We start from the raw sequence: 25,165 nt of genomic DNA on the forward strand, positions 1-25,165 counted from the left end.
TATGCGTCAGCGGACGAGCCGCAGGTGCCGAACAGGCGCGGGCTCTGGGACCAGTTTGGGACCAGCGGCCTCTCGGCGGCCGTCGGTGAGGTAGCGGCTGAGGGCGGCGCCGGCCAGGTGGATCGACCGGCGGTCGGGGTGCAGGTACCGCTGAGTGGTGGTGATCGAACCGTGCCCGGCGATCACGCGGAGCACGTGCACGGGGATTCCGGCGTCCGCCATCCACGTCAGTCCGGTGTGCCGGAGGTCGTGGCGGCGCAGGTGCTCGTAGCCGAGGCGGACGACCACCTCGTCCCAGTGGGTGGCGTCCCGCAGGATGGCGGTGGTGATCCGGCCACCGCGCGGTCCGGTGAAGAGCCGGGCCATGGGGTCGTTCCCGACGGCGTCGAGGCGCGCGCTGACCATGGGCCGGATCTCGGGGATGAGGGGGACCGCCCGGCGTCTTTTGCCCTTGGTGCCCTTGTCGATGAGGCCGCCGGGGCCCGGGGTGGTCTGGCGGCAGCACTCCCAGGTCCAGGTGCGGCGGTCGATGTCCTGGGCGCGGACGCCGGAGACCTCGCCGATGCGGGCGGCGGTGCAGGCGGAGAACCGGACGACGTCGCCCCAGCCCAGGTACTGGTCGTGGGAACGCTCGACGAGGGCGTTGGCCAGGTCGTCGAGGGCGTCCCAGTCGCGCAGGGCCAGGGAGCGGGGGTCGTCGAGTTCGTCCTCGACCTGCTGGTACGTCCTCTGCCAGCCGGTGATCTTGGCGGGATTGACGTCGATGATGCCGTCGCGGACGGCCTGCTCCATGACCCGGTTCAGCGGGGCGATGGAGTTCTTGACCGTCGAGCGGCCGTGACCGTCGGCGATCCAGCCGTAGACGGTGCGGTCGACAACTCCGTTGGTGATGACGGGCACTTCGAGGTGCCCGATCGCCGGGACGACGCGCAACCGCCAGCCCGCGCCGTACGGGTCCATGGTCTTGGGCTCCAGGCCGCGCATGGCCAGGTCCCATTCCAACTCGCCGTATTCGGCAAGCGGCATCGTCGCCACGGCGGGACTCACGCCGCGCTGCGCGATGCGCTCCATCCGGTCAACCCAGGACTGGGCTTCGTCGTCCGTGGGCAGCATCCGCGAGCGGGAGAGGCGCTGGCCGGATTCGGGGTCGAACCATCTGACGCGGGCGCGATGGGGATTGGGGAATCCCTCACGGTATTCCACGTCCACCGACAGCTTGACGCCGATCGGCGGAATCTGCTTCTGCATCAGGCGGCCTGCGCCGGGTCGATTCGGCGGCTGACGAGCCACTGCTGCAGGTCGAGCGCGCTGTACATCACAGCGCGCTGCGACAGCTGCACGAAAGGCGGCCCCTGCGGAGGGCGCGCGGTGCGCCACCGGCGGAGGGTGGAGGGATCGCGCTTGAGGAGCCGGGCGACTTCTTCCGTGGTGTACCAACTGGCGGTCAGAGAGTCGACCGAAATCTCTTTGCTGGAGGCAGGGGATATGTGCGGTGTAGCGCGGTCGGGCATGGTCTTCCTGCGGTTGAACGAGGATCTGTGCAAGGCGAATTCCGCGAGAGTTTCCGATCGCTGATCGGCTGGTTCCGGCGAGACACAACACTGGGTCGACCTCGCGGAAGAGTCCACTCAAACGGGGGCGCATTCTCTGACGGAGAACACGCGCACAGGACCAGTTTCTTGACCGCAGTCGGTTGGGATAACCGGCGAATGCCTGCTATAAATCGCGCGCTACTTCTCGGAGAGGCGACGGCTTCGGATGGCGGCGCACCAGCCGCAGGAGGCTGCGCTGCCGACTGACGACCTGCGGGATCAGGGCTTCGGCGTAGTCGGATGATGCCCGGTTTCTGATCACCCGAGGCCGAGGCCGAGGAGCGCGAGCGGTTGTTGGGGGTCGCGAGCGTTGCGGCGGAGGGCGGCAGCGATGTTGGTGACGCCGGAGCGTTTCAGGATGCCGATGGCGAGGTTGCGCCACGTGGCCATCGCCCGGGGTGCGTTGCCGGTCCGCGGTGGGGAGGCGTCCTCGGCGAACGTGGTGTCGCGGAGGTGGTGCAGGGACTCAATGCCCCAGTGGTCGCGGACCAGCCGGGCGAGCCGGGCGGGGGACGCCTGCTCGGCGGTCAGGCTGGTGACGGCGTAGATCGTCTTGACGGTGGTCTTGCCGGTCTTGCGGCAGGTACGGCGGCGCTTGATCTGGATGGCCTTGCGGGCGCCGGGGAACAGCAGCCTGTTCACGGTGGCGACCTTGATCCGGCGGACCTCGCAGCGCCCGTGGCCGGTCTCCGTCGTCCGACCCAGAAGCGGGATGTCCCGCCAAGGAAGCGACTTGAGCTGCTTGCGGAGACTCTTCCGGCCGCCCTTGACAGTGGGCCTTCCGGCCGAGGAGGTAGCTGGCGTGCTCGCGTTGGGTGTGCAGCGCGTCGCTGGTGACCACCGTCCCGGCGAGGTCGGCGACGGTGTCGAGCAGGGGCCGGAGGCAGGTGATCTCGTTCGTTTTCTCGCCGACGTCCAGCTGGGCCAGGGATAGGCCGCTGGTGTGCTCCATGGCTGCCAGGAGGTGGATCTTGCGGCCCTTCGTCCTGGCCGCGCCGCGCAGGCTTTTGCCGTCCACCGACACTCCGCGCAGGTCAGCGCCACCGCTCGGTTGCGGGCGGCGGTCGGCGAGCCAGCGGCCGACCGCCCGGTCCAGCGCGTCTGCGTTGAGGCGGGCCCGCAGTCGGCGCACGGCGGACCAGGAGGGCGCCAGACGCCGCGGCAGCAGCGGATCGAGCCGGACGTCGAGCTGTTCCAGCACATGGAACGGGGCGTCGGCGATCCACTCACCGACCGCCGCAAGCGAGGTCGCCCCTGCCGGCACCGCGCACGCTGTGAGGGACACGTGGAAGGTTGGGTAGGACTTCCTACGCCATTTAAGGGCTTGCAGAGAATCAACGTGTTGCTTCACGCTCCGACGGTCGTTGATGTGGTGTGGGCATACCGGAGTCGACGCGTGAACAACTTGCTGTGAAGTTCGCGGTGTTGTTTCCGCATCTGGATGAACGGCAGCGTCGGCTGGTGATGGGGGCCGAGGCACGCATCCTGGGGCACGGCGGGATACGGGCTGTCGCCCGGGCGGCTCGGGCCAGTGAGACCACGGTCCGCAAGGGTGTCAACGAGCTGGAGACGGGCGAGGCCCGGCTGGGCCGGGTCCGCCGGCCGGGCGGAGGCCGGAAGAAAGCGGCCGAGCTGGACCCGGGCCTGCGGCCCGCGCTGCTGGCCCTGGTCGAGCCCGATATGCGGGGTGATCCGATGTCGCCGTTGCGCTGGACGGTGAAGTCCACGAGAACGCTCGCCGCCGAGCTCACCCGCCAGGGCCACCGTGCCTCAGCCGACACGGTCGGTGACCTGCTGCGCGAGGAAGGCTTCAGCCTGCAGGCCAACGCCAAGACCATCGAGGGCACGCAGCACCCGGACCGGGACGCCCAGTTCCGCTACCTCAACGAGCAGGCGCGCGACCACAGGGACACCGGAGACCCGGTCATCAGCGTGGACACCAAGAAGAAAGAGCTGGTCGGGCAGTACAAGAACGCCGGACGTTCGTGGCAGCCCGCCGGCGAGCCAGTGATGGTCAAAACCCACGACTTCCCTGGCCAGGCCGACAAGGCGATCCCGTACGGAATCTACGACATGACCGCGAACACCGGCTGGGTCAACGTCGGCACCGACCACGACACCGCCGCTTTCGCGGTCGCCTCCATCCGCCGATGGTGGCAGGCCCGCGGCCGGCACGACTACCCAGGAGCACGGCGATTGATGATCACCGCCGACGCCGGAGGCTCCAACGGCTACCGCACCCGAGGCTGGAAGACCGGACTCGCAGCCCTCGCCGCCGAGACCGGCCTGGACATCACCGTCTGCCACCTGCCTCCCGGCACATCGAAGTGGAACAAGATCGAGCACCGGCTCTTCTCCCACATCACCATGAACTGGCGCGGCAGGCCCCTGACCAGCCACGAAGTCGTCCTCCAGAGCATCGCCGCAACCACCACCCGCACCGGCTTGACCGTGCACGCCGAACTCGACACCGGCCAGTACCCCACCGGCATCCACATCAGCGACGAGGCCATCGCCGCCTTGCCGATCACACGCCACCGCTTCCACGGCGACTGGAACTACACCCTTCGCCCTCAGCTGCCCCTGGAAGCGACCCCGGTCAGCAGCACAGCAGCAGACCAGGCATCGGCGGGCACAAACCCTGGCCTGACGCTGCATTCACTACAGGACCCGGAACTGACCGGGATGCCCCGCCAGCAGCTCAGCGAGCTGATCGATGCCCTAATGCCCCAGCTGGAACTGCAGCGTGAGCGAACACTCCGCATCCGCCGGGGACACGAGCGCCTGGTGGCCCCCGGCACAGGCGCCAAAGCCAAGCTCACCCCAGCCGACCGAATCCTGGCCACCGTGCTCCACCAGCGCAAGCTCGCCACCATGGACCTCCTCGGTCAGCTCTTCGGCGTCACCGCCATGACCATCAGCCGCGCGAACCAGGAAGTCCGCCCCCTCCTGGAAACGCACGGACATCACATCAACGCCTCCACCGCCCGGTTCCGCACACCCGCCGACATCACCACGTTCCTTGCCCCCCACCCCACCCAAAGCGAGATCAAGTCAGCATGTTGATTCTCTGCAAGCCCTAAGAACCTCTAACAGAATGACCACTGGGGTGGTTGAATCCGACTCTGCGTCAAGTTGATCACGCTATGGGGCTGGGGTAGCTCGGTCGAAGCTGTGGAGATTGGTGACAATCTACGGGCGGTGGCCGAACCGCTGTTGCCGAAGGTTGGCGCTCCAGGTTCTTCCTGGTGGTGGACGCGCGCGTAGCCGATCTTGATCTCGGCCCGAGGGTGGGCTCGGGGATCAGGAGGCCGAATTGATGGAGTGCGCCAGTTGGCGGGTTTCGTCAGCCGACGCGCTCAGGGGATACGTTTGCGGAGCTCTCCGGGCCTGTAGGCGTGTTACTTGACGATCCCGGACTGGGCGATGGTGACCTTTTCTCTGGGGGTCCCGCTGGACGAGCCGAAACTCTCGATCGTCTTGACCGTATCGTAGCCTTCGACGACCTCCCCGAACACGACGTGCTTGCCGTCCAGCCACGACGCACTCACGGTGGTGATGTAGAACTGGGAGCCGTTGGTGTTCTTTCCTCTGTTGGCCATCGACAGGAGGCCCACCTTGTTGTGCTTGAGGGTGAGGTTCTCGTCGTCGAACGTCTCCCCGTAGATGCTCTTGCCGCCGGTCCCGTTGCCTTTGGTGAAGTCGCCGCCCTGCAGCATGAACTCGGGGATGATGCGGTGGAAGGACGACCCGGCGTAGCCGAAGCCGTGCTGGCCGGTGGCCAGCTCGCGGAAGTTGCGAGCGGTCTTGGGGACCACGTCGTCGTACAGCTTGAACACGACGCGCTCAGCGTCCCGCCTGGGCATGATGATGTCGAAGTAGACGTTGTTCATGGCGCCATCCTGACACGATTAGCTGCTCTTCCTGAGGCACCTCGCCTATGGCGATCCGTTGAGCAGCCATGGCCAAGGGCTCAGCAATTGGCGCACTCATTCGCCGTTCGAAGCGAACACCATTTCGCCCCCCGAAGAAGTGAGCGACTTTTGCGTCCCTGTGTTCCGTCCCTTGTGCCTTGGGGAGGGGTGATAGACGAGCAGCGGAGGCTGCTCGGGCATGTCCGGCAGGAGTGGCCGCGCGAGGTCCTCGAAACGTCACCAGGCGCCTATGAGTGGCGGCGTTGAACTGCTGCCAGGCGGCGCCAGCAGATGAGTGCACACCCCAGGGTGAGGAAAGCTTTGTGGATGTCGTCGCGGATCTCCCAGCGGATCCGCAGGCGGCGGAACCAGTGCAAGTGGGCGGAATGCGCGCTCGACAACCCAGCGTTGGGCACCGAGTCCGGAGCCGTGCCCGGTGCCCCGTCGGGCGATCAGTGGCTTCACCCCAAGCACGCGGACGAGGCGGCGGTACTTGTCGTGGTCGTAGCCGCGGTCGCCGAACACGACGTCCGGGCGACATGGGGGCCGGCCGCGCTTGCCCCGCACGGACGGCACCGCTTCGAGCAGCGGAATGAGCTGGGTGACATCGTTGCGGTTGCCGCCGGTCAGCGTGACTGCGAGCGGGATGCCAGTGGCATCAGGCCGGCGTGCACGACCCGCGACTGCGGGCCGACTACACGACCATCGCGCGGTACATGCCCCGCCGTGAGACAACGGGCTGGCTCGCCATCCGGGCAACCGCCCCAGCCCACTACCAGGCGCACTTCATCGCGGGCGGCGCACTGATCCACTTCAACGACGACGTCTACGACCGGGCCCCTGCTGACCGGAAGACCCGTAACCTGACCACCTGGTCGGCCCAGGTGCGCGAAGCGGTAGAGGGCAAACGCCCCCGGCATCCGATGCTGCGCCTACCTGCACACCGCGCAAACCTGCGGGCTGTCCCCGCAATGGGCTCTCGACCAACTGGAAGGCATGCACATCGACATCGGCTTCACCGGATTCACCACCGAAGCCGACTATCAGGCATACGTCGACGCGGTCACCTGGCCCGGTGCCATGATCACCTCCGGCCTGATCCCCCACCAGGTACCGGACCACGACTTCGCCCAGACCTGCCGGGTACTCTCCGACGGAATCCAGCGCACCGACAACCTCTTCGACATGGCCGACGACCTGCGCGAAGGGCGCATGACGCTCCCGACAGCCGACCTGGACCGGCACGGCGTCACCCGCCGTGAACTCGCCCTGGGCGTCGATACGCCGGGCCTACGCGCGTTGCTGACGGCCCATGTGCGCACCGCCCGGGAAGCCCTGGAGAGGGCGAGCCGCATGTTCGACGAGGTCCCCCCTGAGTTCGCCCCCTCCGTCCGCTGCCTGATCGGCCTGTACCACCACCGCCTGAACCAGGTCGTCGATCGCGGGGTGACCATCGCCCGCACCCCAGTGCGCGACGACCCGCTCACCTGCCTGCGCCTACTGGCCTCCGCCCGCACCCCCGTCTTTGCCTGACGGCGCGCCATGACAACACCATCCCGCTCCACAGCGGCCACCGCCCACCCCGACCTGCCCGGTCCCGGCTCGGTCACCTGGGAACGCATGGGCCGGTGGGCCACTCTGAGCGTGGGCCTGCGCGCCCTGGTTCTGCAGACCGCCCACCCCGTCGTCGGTGCCGGCGTCGCCGAGCACTCCGACTTCCGCGACGACTTCTTCCCGCGGTTCACCCGCACCCTCGCCTCAACCCTGCGCTTCGTCTACGGCACGCCGGCCGAGGCCGCTGCCGAGGGCCGCCGGCTGCGAGCCCTGCACGCGCGCATCCGCGGCACCGACCACCACGGCCGTCCCTACCGGGCCCTGGACCCCCAGGCGTACGCCTGGGTCCACGCCACCCTCTTCGAAGCCGTGGTCGCCCTGGGCCCTGCCCTGCCCGGCGTTCCGCCACCGCCCTTGGTGCCCGCCCTGCTGTGGCGAGTCGCCTGGCCGCCCATCGCACGCTATGCGGTCCGGGTCACCGTCCCCACCCTGCCCCCGGCCTATCTCGACCGACTGGGTCTCGCCTCGACCAGTACCGACACCCGGCGAACCAGTCGGTTCTTCGCCCGCACCGCCCGCATCGACCGCCTCCTCACCAGCCGCTACCGCTACCTGCCCGCCGCAGCAAAAGCCCGCCGACAAGCCGACACCGCCAACGCACTAATGGCGCGTCCGTGACCGACACCGCCCGTTGTACCCCGGAGCAAGTAGCCGGTGAGCTCAGCGCCCGCCTCCGGCGCGGACCATCTGATACGAGATCTCGTCCGCGCGGTGCTCATCCTGCAGCCGTTCGAAAATCCGCTTCACTGTGTGACGCTCTCGCGCGGCCCTGACGGCAGCACGGCGGATCGCCGCGTACAGATCAACCTTGGACTCCGGCAGCAACCCGCCCCCTCGCCATGCAGAGCACAACCATGGTCCCGAAGCAAGCACTCATCTGCTCTCGAAACTCGGCGACATCATTCTCCCGGGGAAAGCCATCTTGGCGCCGGGCAACAGGCGCTCTCGTAACTCACCGACAAAGCCAAAGTGCGGCTTTCCCTCTCAGCTTGTAGTTTATCTGGCAGGGTCGAAATATCCCTCGAGCTGGGGCGTTCGGCGTTCCCGTCGGCCGTCGCTTCCGCGTGAAGAGATCTAGCATCGGCGAAGGTTCATCATCGAGCGGAGGCAGGTCGCATGGGCGTGACTAGGGAGATCATCGAGCCCGGGGACGGAGTGAACTTCCCCAAAAAAGGGGACACCGTCACGATGCACTACACAGGCGTGCTGACGAACGGCCAGAAGTTCGACTCGTCCCACGACAGGAATGAGCCGTTCAAGACTCCGATCGGGATCGGCAAAGTGATCAAAGGCTGGGACGAGGGTGTACCCCAGATGTCACTGGGTGAGCGCGCGAGGCTGACCATCACGCCCGACTACGCCTATGGGAGCGGTGCCGTCGGCAAAATAATCCCGCCCAACGCCACACTCATCTTCGACGTTGAGCTGCTGAAGATCAACTGAGTTTGCCTTCATCCGGAGACGAAGCGTCCCTCGAACTGGGGCGCTCACCTGAGTATTCCGGACACGCGGGTGGCCTCGGCCTGATCATGTGTTCCGACCAAGGACGCACCTGACCAGACCGAGGCCGTGGAGACGAGAGTGCTGCAGGGGGACCGGCAGGAAGCATTCGTGAGGTTGTCTCACTTCCGGACGGAGTTGTACGCCTGCCTGGCTGCTCGGGGCGACGCGTTGTTCGAGTTGTGTGATGCGTTGTTGCGCATGGACGGGCCGGTGCGGACGCTGGTCGACCTCGCGCTCGCACCGGAACACCGCCGCGGGCACGGAGCCCTTTACGGTGGCTTGAACCGGGGGGATCGACGTCGCCCGACTGCGTCGCGCGCTGGCCGGCGATGCCGCTGCCGAAAGCGGCGGATGTTCGGATCGTTCTGGCCGCAGATGTCTCTCCGTGGCTGCGGCCGGACGCCGACACCTGCGCTGACCGGTCCTTCTGCCACACGTTCGGCCGCGGGAAAGGCAAGCACCAGATGGTCCCGGGCCGGCCCTACTCGATCGTCGCCGCACTGGAGACCGGCCGCACGTCCTGGACAGCGGTACTGGATGCGATCCGCCTGGAGCCCGGCGCCGATGTCGCCGCGGTGACCACAGCCCAGATCTGCGAGGTAGTCGAACGGCTTGTGGTCGCCGGCCAGTGGAAGCCGGGTGATCCGAAGGTCCTGGTCGTCTCGGACGCCGGCTACGACGCACCCCGCATCGCCCACTTGCTGGGCGAGCTGCCCGTCGAGATCCTCGGCCGCCTCCGCTCCGACCGCGTCATGCGGCGGTCGACTCCACCGCGGGTGTGCCGCCCGGGCCGGCCGCCCAAGCACGGTGGCGAGTTCGTCTTCGGCGACTCTGCCACCTGGGGTGCCAAACAGGCCGTGACCGTCACCGACACCCGGCTTTACGGGAAAGCGACCGCACAGGCGTGGGACCGGCTGCATCCGAGGCTGACCCGGCGGGCGGCTTGGCTCGACCACGACGGGCCGTTGCCTCCCATCGAGGGCACCGTCGTCCGCCTGGTCTTGGAGAAGCTGCCCAGCGGCGGGGTGAACAAGCCGGTCTGGTTGTGGTGGTCGGGCACGGCGCCACCGAGGACGACGTGGACCGCTGCTGGCAGTCCTTCCTCCGCCGCTTCGACATCGAGCACACGGTTCGCCTGTTCAAGCAGACTCTCGGATGGACCAAACCCCGGCTTCGCAGTTCGGAGGCGGCCGACCGGTGGACGTCTACGCGGTCACGAGTCTCACCGCCCACCAGGCCGCCCCGGCCCAGCTTGCGAAGCTGGTCCGCGGCCAGTGGAGCATCGAGTCCCTGCACCACGTCCGCGACACCACCTTCGCCGAGGGCGCATCCCAACCGCGGACCGGCAACGCACCACGCGCGATGACCGCCTGGCGGAACCTCGCCATCGGCGCCCTGAGGCTGAACGGCGTCACCAACATCGCCACCGCCCTCCGCCGCAACGCCCGTGATCCACGACGCCCACTGGCCCTCCTCGGCCTCGCGTGATCACAAAACGGAGATCAGGTGACTACGCCGAAGCCCTGCCTGCGGGATGCGTGCACGGTGGGACCGCCTGCCCCACGTTCACGGCAATCGGATTGCAGGCCAGCATGCAGCGGGAAACAATCTCGCCTCCGTCGGCCGTTAAGGCAGGCGGAGGCAAGAAGGGGTGGACGTGTCAGGTCTGAAGTTGTTCAACGTCGGGGCGGGCGGCGCGGAGGAGATTCCTGCGCGACCGGTAGCGCGCGAGCGATGCCTGCAGGAGCTGGTCGAGCAGCACATGGAGACCTTCCTCGGCGTGCGCTTCCTGGCCAGCGAGTACAGCACGGGACCACGGCACGGCGGCCGGATCGACTCCCTCGGGCTTGATGAGAACGGGGCGCCCGTGATCATTGAGTACAAGCGCGGCCAGGATGCAGGTGTGATCAACCAGGGGCTCTTCTACCTGTCGTGGCTGATTGACCACAAGGCCGAGTTCCAGCACCTGGTCCGCGAGCGCCTCGGCGCAGCCGCCGCGGCCCAGGTGCTGTGGAACGATCCCAGGCTGATCTGCATCGCTGAGGACTTCACACGCTACGACGCCCATGCCATCGGGGAGATCCAGCGCACGATCGACCTGGTCCGCTACCGGTACTTCGGCGGTGACCTGCTCGCGCTTGAGCCGGTCGCCTCCGTCACGGGACGGGAACGCCAGCCGCGTCCTCGGCGGGTCGGTGCTCGTCCAGGTCGGCACTTCGGTGGTGTGGCCGAAGAGCTGAGATCGGCCGTCGGCGAGGTCTTGGTCTCCCTCGGCGATGACGTGACCCACGTGGACCGTAAGCAATATCGCGCCTACCGGAGACTGCGGAATTTCGCCTGTGTCAGCCGCATGCATAAGCAGCATGTCCTTATCTATCTGAATGCTGACCCGGGCAAGGTGGATCTGATCCCCGGTTTCACTCGTGATGTGACGAATGTCGGGCATCACGGTACGGGCCCGTTGGAGGTGCGCCTTCGTACGGAGAAGGACCTCGAACGGGCCGTCCCTCTTTTCCGTCTCGGGTATGCAGGCGCGTAATTGGTGCGCGATCCCACGCGTGGCGGTGGCGGATGGTGCATGAACTACCGCGACGAACTCGATGTCGGTGCACGCGGGGCTGAGTAGCTGGGCCCGAAAGGGTTCACCGGGGCGATCCTCGGGGGTGGGCGAGTCACGGAGCGTTGTGTCGGGGGCCGGGAGGAACGTAGAGGCGGGGCCGGCGGTCGTTGGTGTGCATGGTGCCGCCGTAGCCGCACGGCGGTGAGGTCTCGAAGGGCGCGGCGGCAGACCGTGATGAGTTGTTGTGGCGTCATGGTGGGGTCGTCTACCGCGAGTTTGATGTGTTCGGCGGAGGCGGCGGTTGTGCTGAGCAGCGCGTGGTCCAGGATCCGCGTGGCCCAGTAGTCGGGATCGTTGCCGGAGCGGGCGCAGGTGGTGAGGACGGTTTCGGGGGTGGTGCTGGCGAGGACTCCGCGGTGCTGGGCTTCCCAGAGCACGGTGATGGGGTCGATGGGCTCGCCGCGGTGATGCAAGGCGGTCAGGCAGCGGTAGAGCTGTTGGTGGAGAGGGTCGGCGAAGTCTCCCGGGCTGAGGTAGGAGCGGATGCCCCCCAGTTCGTTCGGTCGGGTCGTGACTGCGGAGAGGAAGGCTTGTTCGTCGGCGTGCCGTTGGTCGTTCGGGGGAAGCTCGCGGAGCGGGGGAGGGGAGCCCCCGCGAGGCGTGGCTCCCGAATGGGCGCGCCAGCGCCGGGATATTCCAGCTCGGCGCGCCGCTTCATGGTCGACCGCCATGTCGCCCACGAAAGTGGCTTGCGCCGGATCAGCACAGAGATCGACGAGCGCGAGCAGCAGAGGATCGGGGGCCGGCTTGCTGCGGCCAGGACCGCCGGCTGCGCGAACCGAGCCGAAAGGGCACCCGAGCTGCGCCAGCAGAGGGGCCGCACGATCCAGTGGCTTGGACGTGACGACACCGAGGAGCCACCCGCGGGCGACGAGAGTGTGGAGCACTTCCTCCACGCCATCGAACGGTCGAGCGAGATGGGCGACGGCCTTCGACGCTTCCGAGTACGTCTGATGCACCGCCTCGGCATCGGTCACGGTCAGGCGCCTCATGATGTCGTTGAACGGGCGGCCCAAGTGCTGCTCGTACTGTTCGAACGGCACCTCGATGCGGTGGCGCTGCTGGACCGCGCCCCACGCCTTCTGCATCACCGGTCGTGTGTCGAGCAGGACTCCGTCGAGGTCGAGGAGCAGCGAGCGCTGTCCGCCGCGGCGCGCCGGATCGGTGTGACGGCTCTGTATCGCGGGGCGAGGTGTCGAGGCCATGTTCTTCTCCCTCGAGTCCGGGGTGGGACTGCCGTGGTTCGAAAGGGCGTGCCGAGCCTTCGGATGCCGGTGAGAGCGATGCGTGGACGATCACTCCTCGGCCGGCAGATCGGGCACGCTGGCCGACGGCGGGTTCGGGACGGCGTTGTGGTGGTGTTCGAGCCGGACGAGCTGCCCGAGCAGCCCCAGCGTGGCGAGGACGCCGACCCCGTACGTCCACTTGCACACGGTGCCGACGGGGTCGTACCAGGCGAGTCGGCGTCGAGGCCGTGCACGGTCGTTCATGAAGCGGCCGCCGGAAAGGGCTGCTCGAAGCCCGGCTCGGCGAGCGCGAGAGCGAGGAGGCCGCGACAGATGTGGGCGAGCTCTTGGGCGTACACACAGCGCACGACCGCGGGTCCGGTCTTCGGCTCGTTGTTCAGCCTGTCTCGCACGGACGCGGTCATGAGGCGGATCTGGTCGTCCTGGCCGTACCGCGCCCAGCCCTTGGCCTCGATCTCGGGCAGCAGCAGCTGGATGTGGCCGCGCAGGCGCAGCAACAGGTGCTCGACGGTGGCGGCCAGCGGCAGCCTGCCGAGGGTGACGCGGACCGTGCTCATGATGTCGTCGACATCGATGGGGTAGTCGACCTGCCTGGCCGGGGGAGCGCCCCGGCGAGTAGCGCGAGGTCGGCGACCAGCGGCGGTCTTGACGGTTCTCACGACACGACCACCCGCCCGGATGCGGTCGGCCTCGCGGCGGATCGCGAGGCGGGCGCGAAGCCGCGGAGGAGGGGGAAGCGGGGTTCGCCGAGGACGCGCCAGCACAGGCGGTTGCCGGTGAAGGATTCGCGGGCGTGGAGCCAGCGCTGGTTGTCGATCAGGTAGCCCTGGCCGGCGTCCAGCGGGAGCCGGATCTGGTAGGTGGTGAGCGTGCTTCGGAGATCCGGCAGGTAGCTCTGCACGGTGGGGTTGAAGCGGGCGAGGCCGTCGAGCCTGAGCCGCACGGACACCCGGCCATCGGGATGCTCGGTGAACACCTGCGTCGCGTGGCCGTCTCCGCCGCCGAAGAACGCCGTGCGCTCCTTGCTCAGCGCCACGATGGCATCGCGGTGGCGTGCCGCGATGTCCGCGTAGACCGCTCGGCCGTCGGTGAGCAGGCAGTCGCCGCCGTGGTGGGCGGGGGTGCCGCAGACCAGGAGCATGAGCCGGGGCGGCTCGGGGACGCCGGAGCGCTCGGTGTGCGGGGCGAGTTCGCCGTTGCCGAAACCCCCGTATCCGGCAAGGCGCATGTGGCGGCGGGTGTCGCGGAGGGTGGTCAGCCCGTCGGGGTCGCTGTCGCGGTGAGGAGTGATGTCCATGATTCGGGAGGCGAACTCGCGAACGACAGTTCGGGAGGTGAAGCCGCTGAGGGTGATCATCCCGATGTCGCGTAACCGTTCGCGGACCACCTCTTCGGCCCGCGACGACTGGACGTCGACGTAGTGGGCCGTGAACGGCTTGGCCTCGCGCATCAGTGCGCTCCTCTCCTCGGGGACGGTGCGGCCAGGGTCGACTCGGAGCGGCGGCGTGGTACAGCGACGGATTGTCGACTCGGACAATTCGCCTACGCAGGCAGAGAGTTGCCGGGCGCGTGCTATGTTCCGCACGCTCCAAGGACCGGCGACGCACGAAGGACAGCGATGACCTACAAGCCCCCGACCTGGCCCGTTTCCGTCAAGGCCGTCGCTCTCGACATCCGCCAGCGCGTGCTGCTGCTCAAAAACGAACGCGCGGAGTGGGAGCTGCCCGGCGGCCGCCTCGAGCACGACGACGACAGTCCGGAGACGACGGTCGAGCGGGAGCTGCTGGAGGAGACCGGCTGGGAGGTGAAGACCGGGCCGCTCATCGACGGCGGCGTGTGGATCTACGAGCCGATCCCCGGCCGACGCGTGCTGATCGTGACGTACGGCTGCACGGTGCTCACCCCGGATCGCGAGCCGGTCGTCAGCCATGAGCACAAGAGCATCGGCCTCTTCACGGCCGACGAGGTCCCGGAGCTGAACATGCCCGACGGCTACAAGCGCGCCATCGCCACCTGGTACGGGCAGCGGCAGCGCTGACCGGCCGCCGGGAGGTGCGACGTCATGCCGTCGGCGCCCCGCCCCGCCGCCCGCCATGTGGTCTGGCACTGGGCGACCCCGCAGGCCGAGGCTGTCCTCGCCAGCCGCGAACTCGGCACGATCCTGCGGTTCCACCGGGCCGTCCACCGGCTCAACCAGACCGAGCTCGGCGAGGCCCTGGGCTACGACAAGACGTACGTCTCGGCCCTTGAGCTCGGCAAACGCTCGCTGGACGATGTCGGCTCCCGCCGCCGCGTCGCTGAACGGCTCGGCCTGCCGCCGCACGTCCTCGGTGTGACCGACGTCGCCGACACCGACCACCGGGCCATGGTGCAGTTCGGGGAGTCGACCGTCCGGCTCGCCGAGATCGCCCGCCAGTCCGGCCACGCTTCCGAAGCCGTCGCCGAGCTCTGGCCCCTCGTCGCCCGCCTGGAAGCCCGTGTCGAGGACGGGCACAGCGAACGTGACGTCGTACGGCTCCTCGCCCGTGCCCGCGTGGGCCTCGGCGTTGCCCTCGGCAACGTGCTCCCCGAGGAGCGACTGGCCACCGCGGCCCGCTGGACCGCCCGCAGTCTGGAAGCGGCCCGCCACCTCGGCGACGACCCCGCCCTGCTCTCCGGCATCCTGCGCATGCACGGCAACGAACTGCGCAAGGCCCGCCTCACCGGCGCCGCTGTCGAACGCCTGCGCCACGCCGCCGCCATCGCGCCCACGTCCGACGACCGCGCCGCCGTCCTGCCGCTCCTGGCCCGTGCCGCCGGGGCCATCGGAGACCGGAACCTGTTCGACACGGTGATGCGCGAGACCGACAGCCTTCTCGAGCGGGCCGCGCACACCTCGCTGTTCAACCCCTACTCGCTCCACGAGATCCGCCTGCGCGGACTCCTGGCCACGGGCCGCGCACCGGCGGCGATACGGCTCGTCGAGGAACGGCCGGCACTCACGACCAGGGTGGCGCCGCAGTGGCGGGTGATCGAGCTGGTCACCGTCGCCCAGGTCCGTCTCATCGGCGGGGACCGTGCTGGGGCGGCCGAGGCCCTGGACGTGGCGCTGGGCGAAGCGGTGGTGCAGCGACTGCCGCACCAAGTCCAGCGGATGATGCGCGCCGCCGGTCAGCGGCTGCCGGACATCCGGGTCGCCGCAGGCGAGGCGCTGGACCGGATGCGACAGGAGATGGCCGCGTAGGACCGCGGCCGCGAGCCCGCTCACCGGATCTGCCCGGGGCCGAGATCGGGGAAGGGGACCGCGCGGGCGAGGTCGTAGTAGACCTCGAAGTCGTGGGCGGGCCAGGTCGTCGCATCGCCGTGCGCTTTCCGGTAATGGGCTCCGACGGGGGATTCGGCGGGGCTCTCGAGCTTCTGCTCCGGACGGGGGGTGGGTCCGGACATGGCCGTGCCAGGAAAAACGGGCATGGGGAGGCTCCAGCCTGAGCGGTCTGCGGGTGCGGCGAGTCATCGTTGTTCATCGCTTCGAGACGATGGCCCACCGCGTTGTGTACGGGGGATGGAAGACGGTGCCCAAAACCGGGGAGAATCATGGTCGTTGGGCCTTGTGCCTGGGCACGGATACTGCACTTCGCTGCCACGGCTGTGAAAGCAGCGGATGCGTACGGTCCCCGGGTGTACGCATCAACGGCGTGGACGATGAAGGAGACGCGATGCCGCAGTCGCCGAAGCCACTGAACCCGACAGGATCGGTCAGGGAACGGTTCGGTGCCCACCTCCGCCACTGGCGCATGGTCCGGCGCCTGTCGCAGACGCAGCTCGGCGCCCTGGTCCACGTCAGCGGCAACCAGATCGGCAAGATCGAAAAGGGCGAGCGGATATGCCGGGCCCCGCTGGCGCGCCTTCTCGACGCCGCGCTCGACACGGGCGGAATCCTGGAGTGGATGTGCTCCTACGTCGAAGCCGAAGCGGACAACGGCCGGCCTGATGCGTACAAGACCAAGGACGGGACAGACTCTGGCCGTATGGGTGTTCCCGAGGCGGTCATGCTGTCACTCGACGATGACACGCTGAGTGACAACTGGAGTGACGTGCGACGCCGTTCCTTCCTCACCGCTGGAGGCGCAACCGCGATAGCGGCCTCTCCCTTCTCCCACCTGCTCGCGCCCACCGAGCCCGCGCAGCTCCCGGCCGTCGTGCGCCTTCAGGACATCGAGCAGATCCAGGACGCCGCGAACGTGGTCTCCGGCTGGGACAACGCCTATGGCGGGGGCGGCATCGTCCGACAAGTGGCCACCGCACAGCTGAAGTGGGCCTCTGCCCTCCTCGAGTGCCGCTGCCCGGAGAAGATCCGGCCGCAGCTGTTCGCCGCCGCCGCGCGGCTCGGCATGGTCGTCGGCGCCACTGACTTCGACGCCTACGCCCACGACGACGCTCGCCGCGTGTTCGCCTTCGCCGCAGCCTGTGCCGAGGAAGCCGGGGAATGGCATCTGCGTGCGAAGATCTACAGCTTCCGCGCCCGCCAGGCCATCTGGCTCGACGACGGAGACACCGGCTTGACCCATGCCGAGCTCGGCCTCGCCCGCTCCGACCGGCTGACCGCCACCGAGCACGCCATGCTCCACACCGCCCGGGCCCGCGCCTACGCCAAGCTCGGCGACACCGAGGCGGCGCTCAAGGCCATCGGCCTAGCCGACGATGCCTTCGCCCGGCGCGACCCCGCCGTCGACCCTCCGTGGATGGCCTACTACGACGAAGCCCAGCACCAGGGCGACACCGGCCACGCTCTGTACGACCTGGCCCTCGCAGGCCACCACCAGCCGGCGGCCGTGGAGCGCTTCGACACCGCGGTGAAGCTCCACACCGATGCCTACGTACGATCCCGGGCGATGTCCAGGACGAAGCTCGCCGCCCTGCACATGGCCGTCGGGGATCCCCACGAGGCCGTCGCCATGGGAACGCTGGCCTTTACCGACGTCGGGCAGATGCGCTCTCGACGCGCAGCGGACGGGCTGCGCGAACTCGCGAGTCTCGGATACCGACACCGCGGCATCCCAGAGGTCACGGAGCTCCGCGAACGCATAAAGGAGACGATCAACGCGTGAGCACCGTTGCCGTAGAGTCCCGCCGGGTCCTGGAAGCCGCCTGCCACCAGGTCGGGGTCTCTGCCGAAGGTGCGCAGCCGATCCGCATCGCGGGCAATGCCATCTGGCGGCTCCCGGGCGGGATCGTCGCCCGCATCGGCCGCCCCAACGGCCAGGAGACCGCTGAACGAGAACTGGCTGTGGCCCGCTGGCTCACCGGCAATGGCGTTCGCACCGTCCGTCCGGCCGTCGTCGATCAACCTGTCCTCGTCGATGGGCAACCGGTGACATTCTGGGACGAGCTCCCATCCCACCGGCCGGGAACCGCCGCCGACATCGCCCGGCTGCTGAAACAGATGCATCAGCTCACCCCACCGGCCTCCCTCACCCTGCCGCCGCTGGAGCCCCTCACCAAGCCCATACGCCGCATCGCCAACGCCGGCATCCTCACCACCGATGACCGCCGCTGGCTCCAGGACCACGCTCGCCGGCTCACCGCGGACTTCGCTGGCCTCCCGGCCGGCCTTCCGCCGTGCGCTCTGCACGGCGACGCCTGGGACGGCAACGTCGCCGTCGACACCGACGGCACCGCCTACCTCCTCGACCTGGAGAACACCTGCTACGGACCACCGGAATGGGACCTCGTCTCCACTGCGGTGAAGCACCTCACGACCGCCACCGTCACGGCAGCCGAGTACGAGGACTTCTGCTCCACCTACGGCATGGACGTCACCTCATGGTCCGGGTACCCGGTCCTGGCAGCCATCCGGGAACTGCGCATGGTCGCCTTCGCCCTCCAGATCGCAGACGAACACCCCCACGCCCGCATGGAAGCCCAGCACCGTGTCGACTGCCTGCGCGGTCGCAAGGGCCCACGCCCGTGGACATGGACGGCCGTACCGTGAACGAAACGGGTTTCTCTCCGGCCCGAGCCGTCCGGTGTTCCGGACAGTCGATGCGCTGGGCCGTCCGCTCGCCTTGGTGGTCACGGGCGCGAACACAGCGGCTGTGCAGTACGCCGGTCTCCGCCACCTGGTCGTAGTGTCGTAGGAGCGCCTTGTCGAGGAGCCGCAGCAGGTCTCTCTGAGCTTGGCCAGCAAACACGTCCTGCTCGAGCGCGGAGGTCAGCGCCTGACGCACCATACCGAGTTGACGCCGACGTGACGTTCCTAAAGGTGATACCGCAATGCTCGATAACGGCTGGATCGCGGTTTGCCTCGGCTTCCTTCTCGTTGGTCTTCGACAGGTACGCGGTCTTCGTGGCTGCCGATGTCACAGTAAACTCCGGTAGAGGGGGGTGGAAAAGTAGGCAGAGTGCGTCGAGTTCATAATTTTCATTCGCGTGCGACCTATAGCCGGAGCGTCAGCGATGCTCAAGCATCGGAGTGCAGCCGCACGACGCGCTTCGCTCCATCACGATCGCTTACTCGGCCCGCACACCCCCGGCTGGCGGGGCGTCCCGGCGGGAGGCATGAAATCTGCAGGCGTGTCGATCCCCCGGGGGTGGGACAGCGCTTCAAGTCGAAACGCTGCCGGCCGAGCCGTTCCCGTCCCCCAGCCTGCAAGGCGATTGGCCGTTAAACATCGATTTATAGGCACATTCAGTGTTAAGACAAGTATTCACTCACTCCGTCAGCTCGTCTTTTCACCCAGGATGGCCGGGTCAGTAGCGGCTCGGGGAAGGATGTTTCGGCATGGCGGATTGGGTGAAGGTCGCAGGGGCTCTCACGGCCATCTCCGCGGGGTCCAGGACGACGGTGTGGGGTGTGAACGCAGCCAGCGCGATCTACCGGTACACCAACTACGACGCCAACCCGTGGATCAACATCCCAGGAGGACTCAGCGACATCGGGGCGGCCTCCGACGGTACGACATGGGGTGTCAACGGCGGCAATCAGATCTACCGGTACACCGGGGACACCGACGGCGCCAACCCCTGGAAGGGCATCTCCGGAAGCCTGGTCCGCATCGACGCGGGCTCGCGGACGAACGTGTGGGGCGTGGACTCCGCAGGCGGCATCTTCCGGTACACGAACCACGACGCCAACCCGTGGATCAAGATCCCCGGGGCCCTGAGTGACATCGGCGCGGGCGCCGACGGTACCGTGTGGGGGGTCAACGGCGGCAACCAGGTCTTCCGGTACACCGGGGACCAGGACAGCGCGAACCCCTGGAAGAGCGTCAACGGCAGCCTCAAGCGCATCGCGGTCGGCTCCCGGACGAACGTGTGGGGCGTCGACCCCGCCGGCAGCATCTACCGGTACACCAACAACGACGCCAGCGGCGGCAACCCATGGATCAAGATCCCCGGCACGGCCATCGACATCGCCGCCGGCGCTGATGGCACCGTGTGGCACATCAACAGCGGCGCCGAGATCTACCGGTACATCGGCGACCAGCCGAGCTGATTGCTGCCCCGGCCCGGCACTTCACCCTGACAGCGGTCCGGGCCCGGCGGGAGACGCCAAGAGGGCCTTTACTCTCGTCGAGCCCGAGCCTGGCCGCGGCGTCAGGCCGATCGGCTGTGCTAGAAGCTCATGATCATCGGCTTAGCGTTAACCGGTGTACCGATGTGCCCCAAGGCCGTAGAGCCCCGCGGGTTCGCGGAAACTGAAGGTTCTTCAGCCTGAACCCGAGGGTGGGGTGCCCTGATTCCGGGGGATGGACCCGCGGGTTCGCGGTCAACTCGCGGGGTCGGTCTCGGCGGCCTGCTCCAGCAGGGCCCGTGCGGAGTCCGCATAGCGCATCGCGGTCTTCTCGTCGAGCCCGAACACCTCGGCGAGGTGGAGCGGATCGGGCCCGTGGGTCAGAGCCTCTTCGAGTTGCCGGTCGACGCGGAGCCGTTCCAGCGTGGCGTCCTGCCCGCGCATCGCGGCACTGATCCAGTGGTTACTGGCGCGACTGGTCTTGGTGGCGGTCTGGTTGTTGATCAGTAGATGGAGGTTCGCGGTGTTCGGCCACCGGCGGCGCCGGTGCTCCAGCCAGTCCAGCAGCAGCTTCCGGGTGAGACCGTCGAGCGGGCGGACGCGCCCGGCGATGGTCAACCGAAGGTTGCCGAGGTCGACGTCGTCGAGCATGAGGTTGGCGATCTGGGCGACCCGGGCGGCATGGACCGCCGCGAGGGCGAGGATGAGCCGTGTCGCCGGGGTGGTGGCCGCCGCGACGGAGCGATCGACCTGCCCGGGGACGAGCGGTTGCAGTACGGCGTACTCGTATTGCCCGACCTTGATCCGGCTGGTCGGGTTGCGGAAGATCAGTCCGTTCCGCTTGGCCCAGGTGAACAGCGAGCGCAGGGCGACGAGTTGGTCGTGGCGCTGGTGGCTGTGCAGTGTCTTGATGTAGGTGAGGACGTCGTCGCGGGTCACTTCGCGCAGGTGGTCGTAGGGATTCGACCATTCCAGCAGGGCCGGGCGGACTCGGTTGAGGTAGAGCCAGACCGTGCCTTCCCGTCGCGGGAGGCTGCGGGGGCCGCCGTCGCGCAGGACGCGGGTCCAGCGCTCGGCCTCCGAGCGGATGCCGGGTGCGAGACCCTCCAGCCTTTCTGCGATCCAGCGTTCGAAGGAGGGTTCGCTGTCGTCCTCGAAGATTCCCATCTCCTCTAGGACAGTGACGGTGTGGCCGACCGGCAGGTCCAGGGCCCTCAACGGGGCGAAGACCTCTGTGTGCCGGATGACGTCGCCCTCGACGTAGCCGGTGAGGACGAGTGCCAGGCCGCGGTTGACGGCGAAGCGGATGTTGCGTCCCCAGCCGCGGGTCTCGGCAAGCCGGTGAGCGAGGTACTTTGCCCAGCCCAGCCACGGGCTAGCCAGGTCGGCGTCGGCCAGGGCGAGCCGGCTGTAGTCACGGGGGATCTGCGTGAACAGCGGTAGCTGCCGCCAGCCGGGATCCGGGCGCCAGGCCGGTGCAGGAGGCGGCTTGCGCGGGGCTCCCCGCCGTCCTCCGCGCGTCCGAGCCGCGGGGGTCGGTCTCCTGCGGTAGTGCATCCCGACGAAGAACAGTTGGTGATGCCGGACGGCGGCAAGCCGGTCCCGCACGTCCTTCTCGTCCGCGGGCTGGCCGACGACGGCCTTCGCACTGAGGCGGGCCTGGCACCAGCACAGGCGGCAGTAGTTCCACTTCAGCGGCTGGACGCGGCGGCAGCCGGTGCATGCGGCCGAGTCGTGGCCGCGACCGAACATGTAGCAGGTGGGGCAGAGGCGCCCGCTGAAGATTCCCCAGGCCAGGCAGCCATCGCAGGAGTCGGTGGGCTTGACGTAGCCCTTCGGGAACCGTGCCATCGGCTCACTCCGGCGGCAGCGACCGGCCGTCCCGGCGCTTGGGGATCACCTTCGGCGCGGCGGTTCCCGCACCGACCGCGGCCCGTTCCGTCTCCTCTGCCTGGCCGGGGTGGCTGACCTTCTCCGGTTCAGGGATCAGCAGGTCGCCGATCTCACAGCCGAGGACCACGCAGATGACGTCCAGGTCCTCCAGCTTGAGTGAGACCGGCTGGCCGGACCACAGCCCGGACATCTTGCCGGCCGAGATCACCAGGCCGTGCTCGGCCAGGCCCCGCTGGAGCTCGGACGCCTTCCAGATACCCTTGTTCGCGGCGGTCAGCCGCAGGTTCCACCTCATCGGGCCAGTCCTTCCAGCCGCTTCGCGGCCCGTTCCATCCCGGCGACCCAGGCGTCCTCGACCCGGGTCTGCTGCACGTGGATATACCGCATGGTCGTGGCGATCCACGAATGCCCCAAAACCTCCTGGGTTGCGAGCAAGTCCAACCCGTTTCTGTAGAGTTGGGACGCGCAGAAATGCCGCAGGACGTGCGGCGTCAACTTGTCCGTCCAGCCCGGCAGATGAGCCTTGACGGCGTTGTCGAGACCATTGCGCAGGGCGTCGTCGCCGACCCGGCGGGCGGAACCGTCGGTGTTCTTCCGCTCGCTTGGGAACAGCGGGGCGCCGGGCCGGGTGTGATCGTCGTCGAACTGACCCCACACGTCCTCGATGAACCACCGCAGCGTCCGGTCGGCACCGTTGATCAGCGGCACCATCCGCTCGCGCGGCCCCGAGCCGCGGGCACCCTTGCCGTGGCGGACATGGAGCTTGCCGAAGCGGCCCAGGTCCCACTTGATGTCGTCCAGGTCGAGCCCGCATGTCTCGCTCACCCGCAGGCCGACCTGGGACATCAGCTTCGAGGCGGTGTAGTTCCGGGCGGTCGGAGCGAACTTCCGGCAGGTCGCCAGCCCGCCGCCCCAGCCCGTGAACAGCGTCCCGATCTCCGGCTCACTCGGCGGGATCCGCAACTGGGCGTCCTTGGCCCCGCGCGGCCGGTTCATCTCGTCGATCGGGCACTCGACCACCCGGCCGGTCATCCGGTGCAGTTCGACCTTGTGCCGCAGCTCCAGGAACATGAAGTACGTGCTCAGCGCCTGCGACCGGCCCAGCCGAGTGCCGCTGGGCGAGTGCCGCAGAACCTTCCCGAAGTACACGTCCGCGTCGGCGGGCCCCATGTCCCACAACGGCCGGCCGAACCAGGACCTGATCTGATCCAGGTGACCGACGTCCCCGCGGATGGTGCCGTCCGCCAGCCCTGCCGAGGCCCGCGCCAAGACGAACCCGGACAGCACGTCGGTCTCGAAACGCTCCAGTTCCTCCGCCGACGCGGGCGCCCAATGCTCACGCAGGTCCCGTACGACCGCCAGCGCCGCCAACCCGAGCCTCCTCACCTTCGGCCCGACTGCGGATCGGTCGGACGAGATGAGAACGCTTCATGAATCCCGAAGTTACGTCACAGGCCAGCAGGGCACACGAAGGAGGAAGAACCTCCCGGTCACGGGCCCGGGGACTCAGCAGGGCTCAGGGGAACCCGCAGGGTGTCGCACATTCCTCTTCGAGAGCGCGACGCAGCTGTTCGAGCTTCGGGGGCAGAAGGTCCGTGAGCCCGTAACGATGGCGTCCGCTGTTGTAGCTGCGGATCAGCCCGCGCTGTTGCAGAGGCATGCCCTGACGACGCCTGGTGTACGACCCGTCGTCCCGCAGCGTTCCGGCGTGATTGTGGGCGAGCGAGACCCACAGCGCCTCGGCGCTGCCCTCGAGCGTCTCGGTCAGCTCCGCGCGCATGGGCAGCCAGTGGTCGAGGGCGGCTCGGCTCAGGGGCGACAAGGGCATGGTTTCGCTGTGCGGTGGGGCATCCGTGCCGTGTTGTGGACGGCGCAGGACATCAATGCTGCGGCCATCTCCCGACAGGTGGTCGATGCGCTGGGCCACCAGCTCGCCGGCCCGCGCGCGAGTGTCGAGAACCACCGCCAGTACGGCGACGAACCTTGCTTGACCAGGCGATCTCACCCCGGACATGTCGCGATGCAGCCGACGTCGCAAAGCTCTGAGCTGCTCGCTCCGGGGGGGGACGGGCCTCAGCGCGACAGGTTCCGCAATCTTCACGGTGAGGGCCGGAAGTCCTGCCACCCGGCAGATGATCTCCAGGCAGGCCAGCCGGGCCGCGTTCGTCGGCTCCGATGTGGGGGCTTCTCCCCGTTCACCAGGCGGCTACGCAGCACGCCCGTTTCTGCCACCTGGATATAGCGCCGCAGGACCGCCTCGTCGAGGAGCCGTGGCAGTTCTTGTCGGGCTTGCCCGGGCAGCAGGTCCTGTTCGAGCGCGGCGGTCAGTTCATGACGCACCATGCCGAGCTGACGTCGGCGTGCCCCCCGACGGCCAGACCGTCGATGAGCTCGTCGAGAACCGCGATGGACGGATGTGACACAGGGACATTGTGCTGCAAGCCGCAGCGCGAGCATTAATAACAGGCCCCAAGCCCGACACAGCACCGGTACGACGACTGCTGTAGTACGTGTTTCCAAACCCGGCGGCGAAGCGTTCGGCGAGCGTGCGCCATTGCTCGCGTTTGCGGTGCCAGTAGACGAGGTCGGCGCCGGAGAGTACGAACTTGTCGCAGTTATGACCGTCCAGTTTCCAGGGGCAGGAGTCGCCGCTGACGACGGGCTGGAAGGTGCAGAAGCCTCCCTCGGCTGGCGTCGAGCGGCGGGTGAGGTCGATGGACAGCGCCATGGCCTGTTCTCGGGACATCGGTTCGTCGCCGGAGAGGACGAAGCCGGGTTCTGCGGAGCCGGGACCGGTGCCCCAGACGGCGTTGAGGGCGTCGTTGAGCCGGGGGTCGGGGTTGGCGATGTGGGTGTAGTGCTCGGCCATGCGCTCGGAGACTTGTCCGAGGTATCGCTTGATGTGGGCGAGGTTCGCGCCGGCTTTGAGGAGGTTGGTGGCCAGGGTGTGGCGGGCCTGGTGGGGGACACAGTGGGCGATGTCGAGGGTGTCGACCCAGGCGCGGAATGCCTTGTGGAACCAGGGGTAACTGATGCCTGAGGTCGATCATTCCTGAGTGCATCGAGGTCAATTGCCGCCGTGCTGACCAGCGCGCATCGCACCCTGGTCGGCCAATTCTTCATGCGGCTGAGTACCCCCGCACCGGCACCACGGGCCAGACCGCAATCATCGATGCCACCGAGATCCAGGTCCGCGGCCTGGCCGCAACCGGTTCGTCGCCGGCAAGAGCAAGCAGGCCTCCATGAAGGCCCTGGTCCTCAATGAGACTCGCGGCCGCCCGCTGTTCTGC

25 protein-coding genes and 3 pseudogenes are annotated in these 25,165 nt (G+C 68.2%); 12 read left to right on the top strand and 16 right to left on the bottom strand.

The annotated features are described in order from the left end of the window. Positions 1-6: 6 nt before the first annotated feature. The 4 genes and pseudogenes from EKH77_RS26765 to EKH77_RS34005 form a co-directional block, all read right to left on the bottom strand. On the bottom strand, positions 7-1,248 hold the full coding sequence (locus EKH77_RS26765; protein WP_126916838.1) for a tyrosine-type recombinase/integrase: 1,242 nt from the start codon (positions 1,246-1,248) through the stop codon (positions 7-9). After that, positions 1,248-1,511, bottom strand: coding sequence for a helix-turn-helix transcriptional regulator (locus EKH77_RS26770; protein ID WP_126916839.1), 264 nt, complete (start codon positions 1,509-1,511; stop codon positions 1,248-1,250). Before EKH77_RS26770 ends, EKH77_RS26765 begins: the two co-directional genes overlap by 1 nt. 339 nt (positions 1,512-1,850) lie before the next feature. Then, on the bottom strand, positions 1,851-2,234 hold the full coding sequence (locus EKH77_RS34000) for a transposase (RefSeq protein WP_240667548.1): 384 nt from the start codon (positions 2,232-2,234) through the stop codon (positions 1,851-1,853). Positions 2,235-2,409: 175 nt separating this feature from the next. Beyond that, positions 2,410-3,072 (bottom strand): annotated as a pseudogene (locus tag EKH77_RS34005) (hypothetical protein); the annotation flags it as partial. On the opposite strand from EKH77_RS34005, the gene EKH77_RS26780 reads away from it, so the two are divergent. Further along, complete coding sequence (locus tag EKH77_RS26780; protein ID WP_276319241.1) at positions 2,967-4,658, top strand: ISAzo13 family transposase; 1,692 nt, start codon at positions 2,967-2,969, stop codon at positions 4,656-4,658. The pseudogene EKH77_RS34005 and the gene EKH77_RS26780 sit on opposite strands and share 106 nt — an antisense overlap. A gap of 335 nt (positions 4,659-4,993) precedes the next feature. On the opposite strand, the gene EKH77_RS26785 is transcribed toward EKH77_RS26780, so the two are convergent. Both EKH77_RS26785 and EKH77_RS26790 read right to left on the bottom strand, forming a co-directional pair. Next, on the bottom strand, positions 4,994-5,485 hold the full coding sequence (locus EKH77_RS26785) for a peptidylprolyl isomerase (RefSeq protein WP_126916840.1): 492 nt from the start codon (positions 5,483-5,485) through the stop codon (positions 4,994-4,996). A gap of 269 nt (positions 5,486-5,754) precedes the next feature. Then, positions 5,755-6,166, bottom strand: a pseudogene (locus tag EKH77_RS26790) (transposase); the annotation flags it as partial. A 276-nt stretch (positions 6,167-6,442) separates the two neighbouring features. On the opposite strand from EKH77_RS26790, the gene EKH77_RS26795 reads away from it, so the two are divergent. From EKH77_RS26795 to EKH77_RS26815, 6 genes and pseudogenes are all read left to right on the top strand, one after another. Further along, positions 6,443-7,039: a squalene/phytoene synthase family protein gene (locus EKH77_RS26795; RefSeq protein ID WP_276319264.1), complete on the top strand. Its 597-nt coding sequence runs from the start codon at positions 6,443-6,445 to the stop codon at positions 7,037-7,039. Positions 7,040-7,048: 9 nt separating this feature from the next. Next, entirely contained in the window at positions 7,049-7,738 is a 690-nt protein-coding gene (locus EKH77_RS26800; protein ID WP_240667549.1) for an oxygenase MpaB family protein, read from the top strand. Positions 7,739-8,236: 498 nt separating this feature from the next. After that, entirely contained in the window at positions 8,237-8,563 is a 327-nt protein-coding gene (locus EKH77_RS26805) for an FKBP-type peptidyl-prolyl cis-trans isomerase (protein WP_126916842.1), read from the top strand. A gap of 138 nt (positions 8,564-8,701) precedes the next feature. Beyond that, a pseudogene (locus tag EKH77_RS26810) lies at positions 8,702-9,827 on the top strand (transposase); the annotation flags it as partial. Next, the gene (locus EKH77_RS34830; protein WP_430981045.1) at positions 9,779-10,111 is read left to right on the top strand and encodes a hypothetical protein; all 333 of its coding nucleotides are present in this window, start codon (positions 9,779-9,781) and stop codon (positions 10,109-10,111) included. The pseudogene EKH77_RS26810 and the gene EKH77_RS34830, both read left to right, overlap by 49 nt. Positions 10,112-10,280: 169 nt before the next feature. Further along, positions 10,281-11,162 (top strand): DUF5655 domain-containing protein, encoded by an 882-nt coding sequence (locus EKH77_RS26815; RefSeq protein WP_126916843.1) that lies wholly within the window; start codon positions 10,281-10,283, stop codon positions 11,160-11,162. A 44-nt stretch (positions 11,163-11,206) separates the two neighbouring features. On the opposite strand, the gene EKH77_RS34015 is transcribed toward EKH77_RS26815, so the two are convergent. From EKH77_RS34015 to EKH77_RS26835, 4 genes are all read right to left on the bottom strand, one after another. Further along, entirely contained in the window at positions 11,207-12,448 is a 1,242-nt protein-coding gene (locus EKH77_RS34015) for an HAD-IA family hydrolase (protein WP_240667550.1), read from the bottom strand. A gap of 90 nt (positions 12,449-12,538) precedes the next feature. Then, a complete protein-coding gene (locus EKH77_RS26825) occupies positions 12,539-12,733 on the bottom strand; it encodes a hypothetical protein (RefSeq protein WP_126916844.1) in 195 nt (64 codons plus the stop codon). After that, the gene (locus EKH77_RS26830) at positions 12,730-13,047 is read right to left on the bottom strand and encodes a DUF6415 family natural product biosynthesis protein (protein WP_126916845.1); all 318 of its coding nucleotides are present in this window, start codon (positions 13,045-13,047) and stop codon (positions 12,730-12,732) included. The genes EKH77_RS26825 and EKH77_RS26830 overlap by 4 nt, the downstream gene beginning before the upstream one ends. A gap of 98 nt (positions 13,048-13,145) precedes the next feature. Then, positions 13,146-13,940 (bottom strand): TauD/TfdA family dioxygenase, encoded by a 795-nt coding sequence (locus EKH77_RS26835; RefSeq protein ID WP_126916846.1) that lies wholly within the window; start codon positions 13,938-13,940, stop codon positions 13,146-13,148. Positions 13,941-14,108: 168 nt separating this feature from the next. Between EKH77_RS26835 and EKH77_RS26840 the strand changes: the two genes are divergently transcribed. Together EKH77_RS26840 and EKH77_RS33410 are read left to right on the top strand one after the other, a co-directional pair. Further along, positions 14,109-14,528, top strand: coding sequence for an NUDIX hydrolase (locus tag EKH77_RS26840; RefSeq protein ID WP_126916847.1), 420 nt, complete (start codon positions 14,109-14,111; stop codon positions 14,526-14,528). A gap of 24 nt (positions 14,529-14,552) precedes the next feature. Continuing rightward, a complete protein-coding gene (locus EKH77_RS33410) occupies positions 14,553-15,713 on the top strand; it encodes a helix-turn-helix domain-containing protein (RefSeq protein WP_206279932.1) in 1,161 nt (386 codons plus the stop codon). A gap of 20 nt (positions 15,714-15,733) precedes the next feature. On the opposite strand, the gene EKH77_RS26850 is transcribed toward EKH77_RS33410, so the two are convergent. Then, positions 15,734-15,916, bottom strand: coding sequence for a hypothetical protein (locus EKH77_RS26850; protein ID WP_126916848.1), 183 nt, complete (start codon positions 15,914-15,916; stop codon positions 15,734-15,736). Positions 15,917-16,185: 269 nt separating this feature from the next. Here EKH77_RS26850 and EKH77_RS26855 point away from each other — a divergent pair, with 269 nt between their 5' ends. From EKH77_RS26855 to EKH77_RS26865, 3 genes are all read left to right on the top strand, one after another. After that, on the top strand, positions 16,186-17,577 hold the full coding sequence (locus EKH77_RS26855) for a helix-turn-helix domain-containing protein (protein WP_126916849.1): 1,392 nt from the start codon (positions 16,186-16,188) through the stop codon (positions 17,575-17,577). Continuing rightward, positions 17,574-18,461: an aminoglycoside phosphotransferase family protein gene (locus EKH77_RS26860; protein ID WP_126916850.1), complete on the top strand. Its 888-nt coding sequence runs from the start codon at positions 17,574-17,576 to the stop codon at positions 18,459-18,461. The genes EKH77_RS26855 and EKH77_RS26860 overlap by 4 nt, the downstream gene beginning before the upstream one ends. A gap of 789 nt (positions 18,462-19,250) precedes the next feature. Further along, a complete protein-coding gene (locus EKH77_RS26865) occupies positions 19,251-19,964 on the top strand; it encodes a tectonin domain-containing protein (protein ID WP_126916851.1) in 714 nt (237 codons plus the stop codon). A 273-nt stretch (positions 19,965-20,237) separates the two neighbouring features. Here the strand turns inward: EKH77_RS26865 and EKH77_RS26870 are convergent, their stop codons facing one another. The 5 genes from EKH77_RS26870 to EKH77_RS26890 form a co-directional block, all read right to left on the bottom strand. Further along, positions 20,238-21,833: a hypothetical protein gene (locus EKH77_RS26870; protein WP_126916852.1), complete on the bottom strand. Its 1,596-nt coding sequence runs from the start codon at positions 21,831-21,833 to the stop codon at positions 20,238-20,240. Positions 21,834-21,837: 4 nt separating this feature from the next. Beyond that, positions 21,838-22,170, bottom strand: a complete 333-nt coding sequence (locus tag EKH77_RS26875) for a helix-turn-helix domain-containing protein (RefSeq protein ID WP_126916853.1) — start codon at positions 22,168-22,170, stop codon at positions 21,838-21,840. Continuing rightward, the gene (locus EKH77_RS26880) at positions 22,167-23,246 is read right to left on the bottom strand and encodes a tyrosine-type recombinase/integrase (protein ID WP_126916854.1); all 1,080 of its coding nucleotides are present in this window, start codon (positions 23,244-23,246) and stop codon (positions 22,167-22,169) included. Before EKH77_RS26880 ends, EKH77_RS26875 begins: the two co-directional genes overlap by 4 nt. A 145-nt stretch (positions 23,247-23,391) precedes the next feature. Further along, positions 23,392-23,838 (bottom strand): hypothetical protein, encoded by a 447-nt coding sequence (locus tag EKH77_RS26885; RefSeq protein ID WP_126916855.1) that lies wholly within the window; start codon positions 23,836-23,838, stop codon positions 23,392-23,394. Positions 23,839-24,204: 366 nt separating this feature from the next. Next, a complete protein-coding gene (locus tag EKH77_RS26890; protein WP_126916856.1) occupies positions 24,205-24,909 on the bottom strand; it encodes a site-specific integrase in 705 nt (234 codons plus the stop codon). Positions 24,910-25,165: the final 256 nt, after the last annotated feature.

The organism is Streptomyces luteoverticillatus (genome assembly GCF_003970715.1).
GTDB classification, from domain to species: domain Bacteria; phylum Actinomycetota; class Actinomycetes; order Streptomycetales; family Streptomycetaceae; genus Streptomyces; species Streptomyces abikoensis.

Excerpts from the sequence above, each read along its gene's own strand:
- EKH77_RS26865 (WP_126916851.1), top strand. The coding sequence starts at position 19,251 with ATGGCGGATTGGGTGAAGGTCGCAGGGGCTCTCACGGCCATCTCCGCG.
- EKH77_RS26875 (WP_126916853.1), bottom strand. The coding sequence starts at position 22,170 with ATGAGGTGGAACCTGCGGCTGACCGCCGCGAACAAGGGTATCTGGAAG.
- EKH77_RS34830 (WP_430981045.1), top strand. The coding sequence starts at position 9,779 with ATGGACCAAACCCCGGCTTCGCAGTTCGGAGGCGGCCGACCGGTGGAC.
- EKH77_RS26770 (WP_126916839.1), bottom strand. The coding sequence starts at position 1,511 with ATGCCCGACCGCGCTACACCGCACATATCCCCTGCCTCCAGCAAAGAG.
- EKH77_RS33410 (WP_206279932.1), top strand. The coding sequence starts at position 14,553 with ATGCCGTCGGCGCCCCGCCCCGCCGCCCGCCATGTGGTCTGGCACTGG.
- EKH77_RS26785 (WP_126916840.1), bottom strand. The coding sequence starts at position 5,485 with ATGAACAACGTCTACTTCGACATCATCATGCCCAGGCGGGACGCTGAG.
- EKH77_RS26805 (WP_126916842.1), top strand. The coding sequence starts at position 8,237 with ATGGGCGTGACTAGGGAGATCATCGAGCCCGGGGACGGAGTGAACTTC.
- EKH77_RS26835 (WP_126916846.1), bottom strand. The coding sequence starts at position 13,940 with ATGCGCGAGGCCAAGCCGTTCACGGCCCACTACGTCGACGTCCAGTCG.
- EKH77_RS26825 (WP_126916844.1), bottom strand. The coding sequence starts at position 12,733 with ATGAACGACCGTGCACGGCCTCGACGCCGACTCGCCTGGTACGACCCC.
- EKH77_RS26830 (WP_126916845.1), bottom strand. The coding sequence starts at position 13,047 with ATGAGCACGGTCCGCGTCACCCTCGGCAGGCTGCCGCTGGCCGCCACC.
- EKH77_RS26855 (WP_126916849.1), top strand. The coding sequence starts at position 16,186 with ATGCCGCAGTCGCCGAAGCCACTGAACCCGACAGGATCGGTCAGGGAA.
- EKH77_RS26850 (WP_126916848.1), bottom strand. The coding sequence starts at position 15,916 with ATGTCCGGACCCACCCCCCGTCCGGAGCAGAAGCTCGAGAGCCCCGCC.
- EKH77_RS26870 (WP_126916852.1), bottom strand. The coding sequence starts at position 21,833 with ATGGCACGGTTCCCGAAGGGCTACGTCAAGCCCACCGACTCCTGCGAT.
- EKH77_RS34015 (WP_240667550.1), bottom strand. The coding sequence starts at position 12,448 with ATGGCCTCGACACCTCGCCCCGCGATACAGAGCCGTCACACCGATCCG.
- EKH77_RS26840 (WP_126916847.1), top strand. The coding sequence starts at position 14,109 with ATGACCTACAAGCCCCCGACCTGGCCCGTTTCCGTCAAGGCCGTCGCT.
- EKH77_RS26765 (WP_126916838.1), bottom strand. The coding sequence starts at position 1,248 with ATGCAGAAGCAGATTCCGCCGATCGGCGTCAAGCTGTCGGTGGACGTG.
- EKH77_RS26800 (WP_240667549.1), top strand. The coding sequence starts at position 7,049 with ATGACAACACCATCCCGCTCCACAGCGGCCACCGCCCACCCCGACCTG.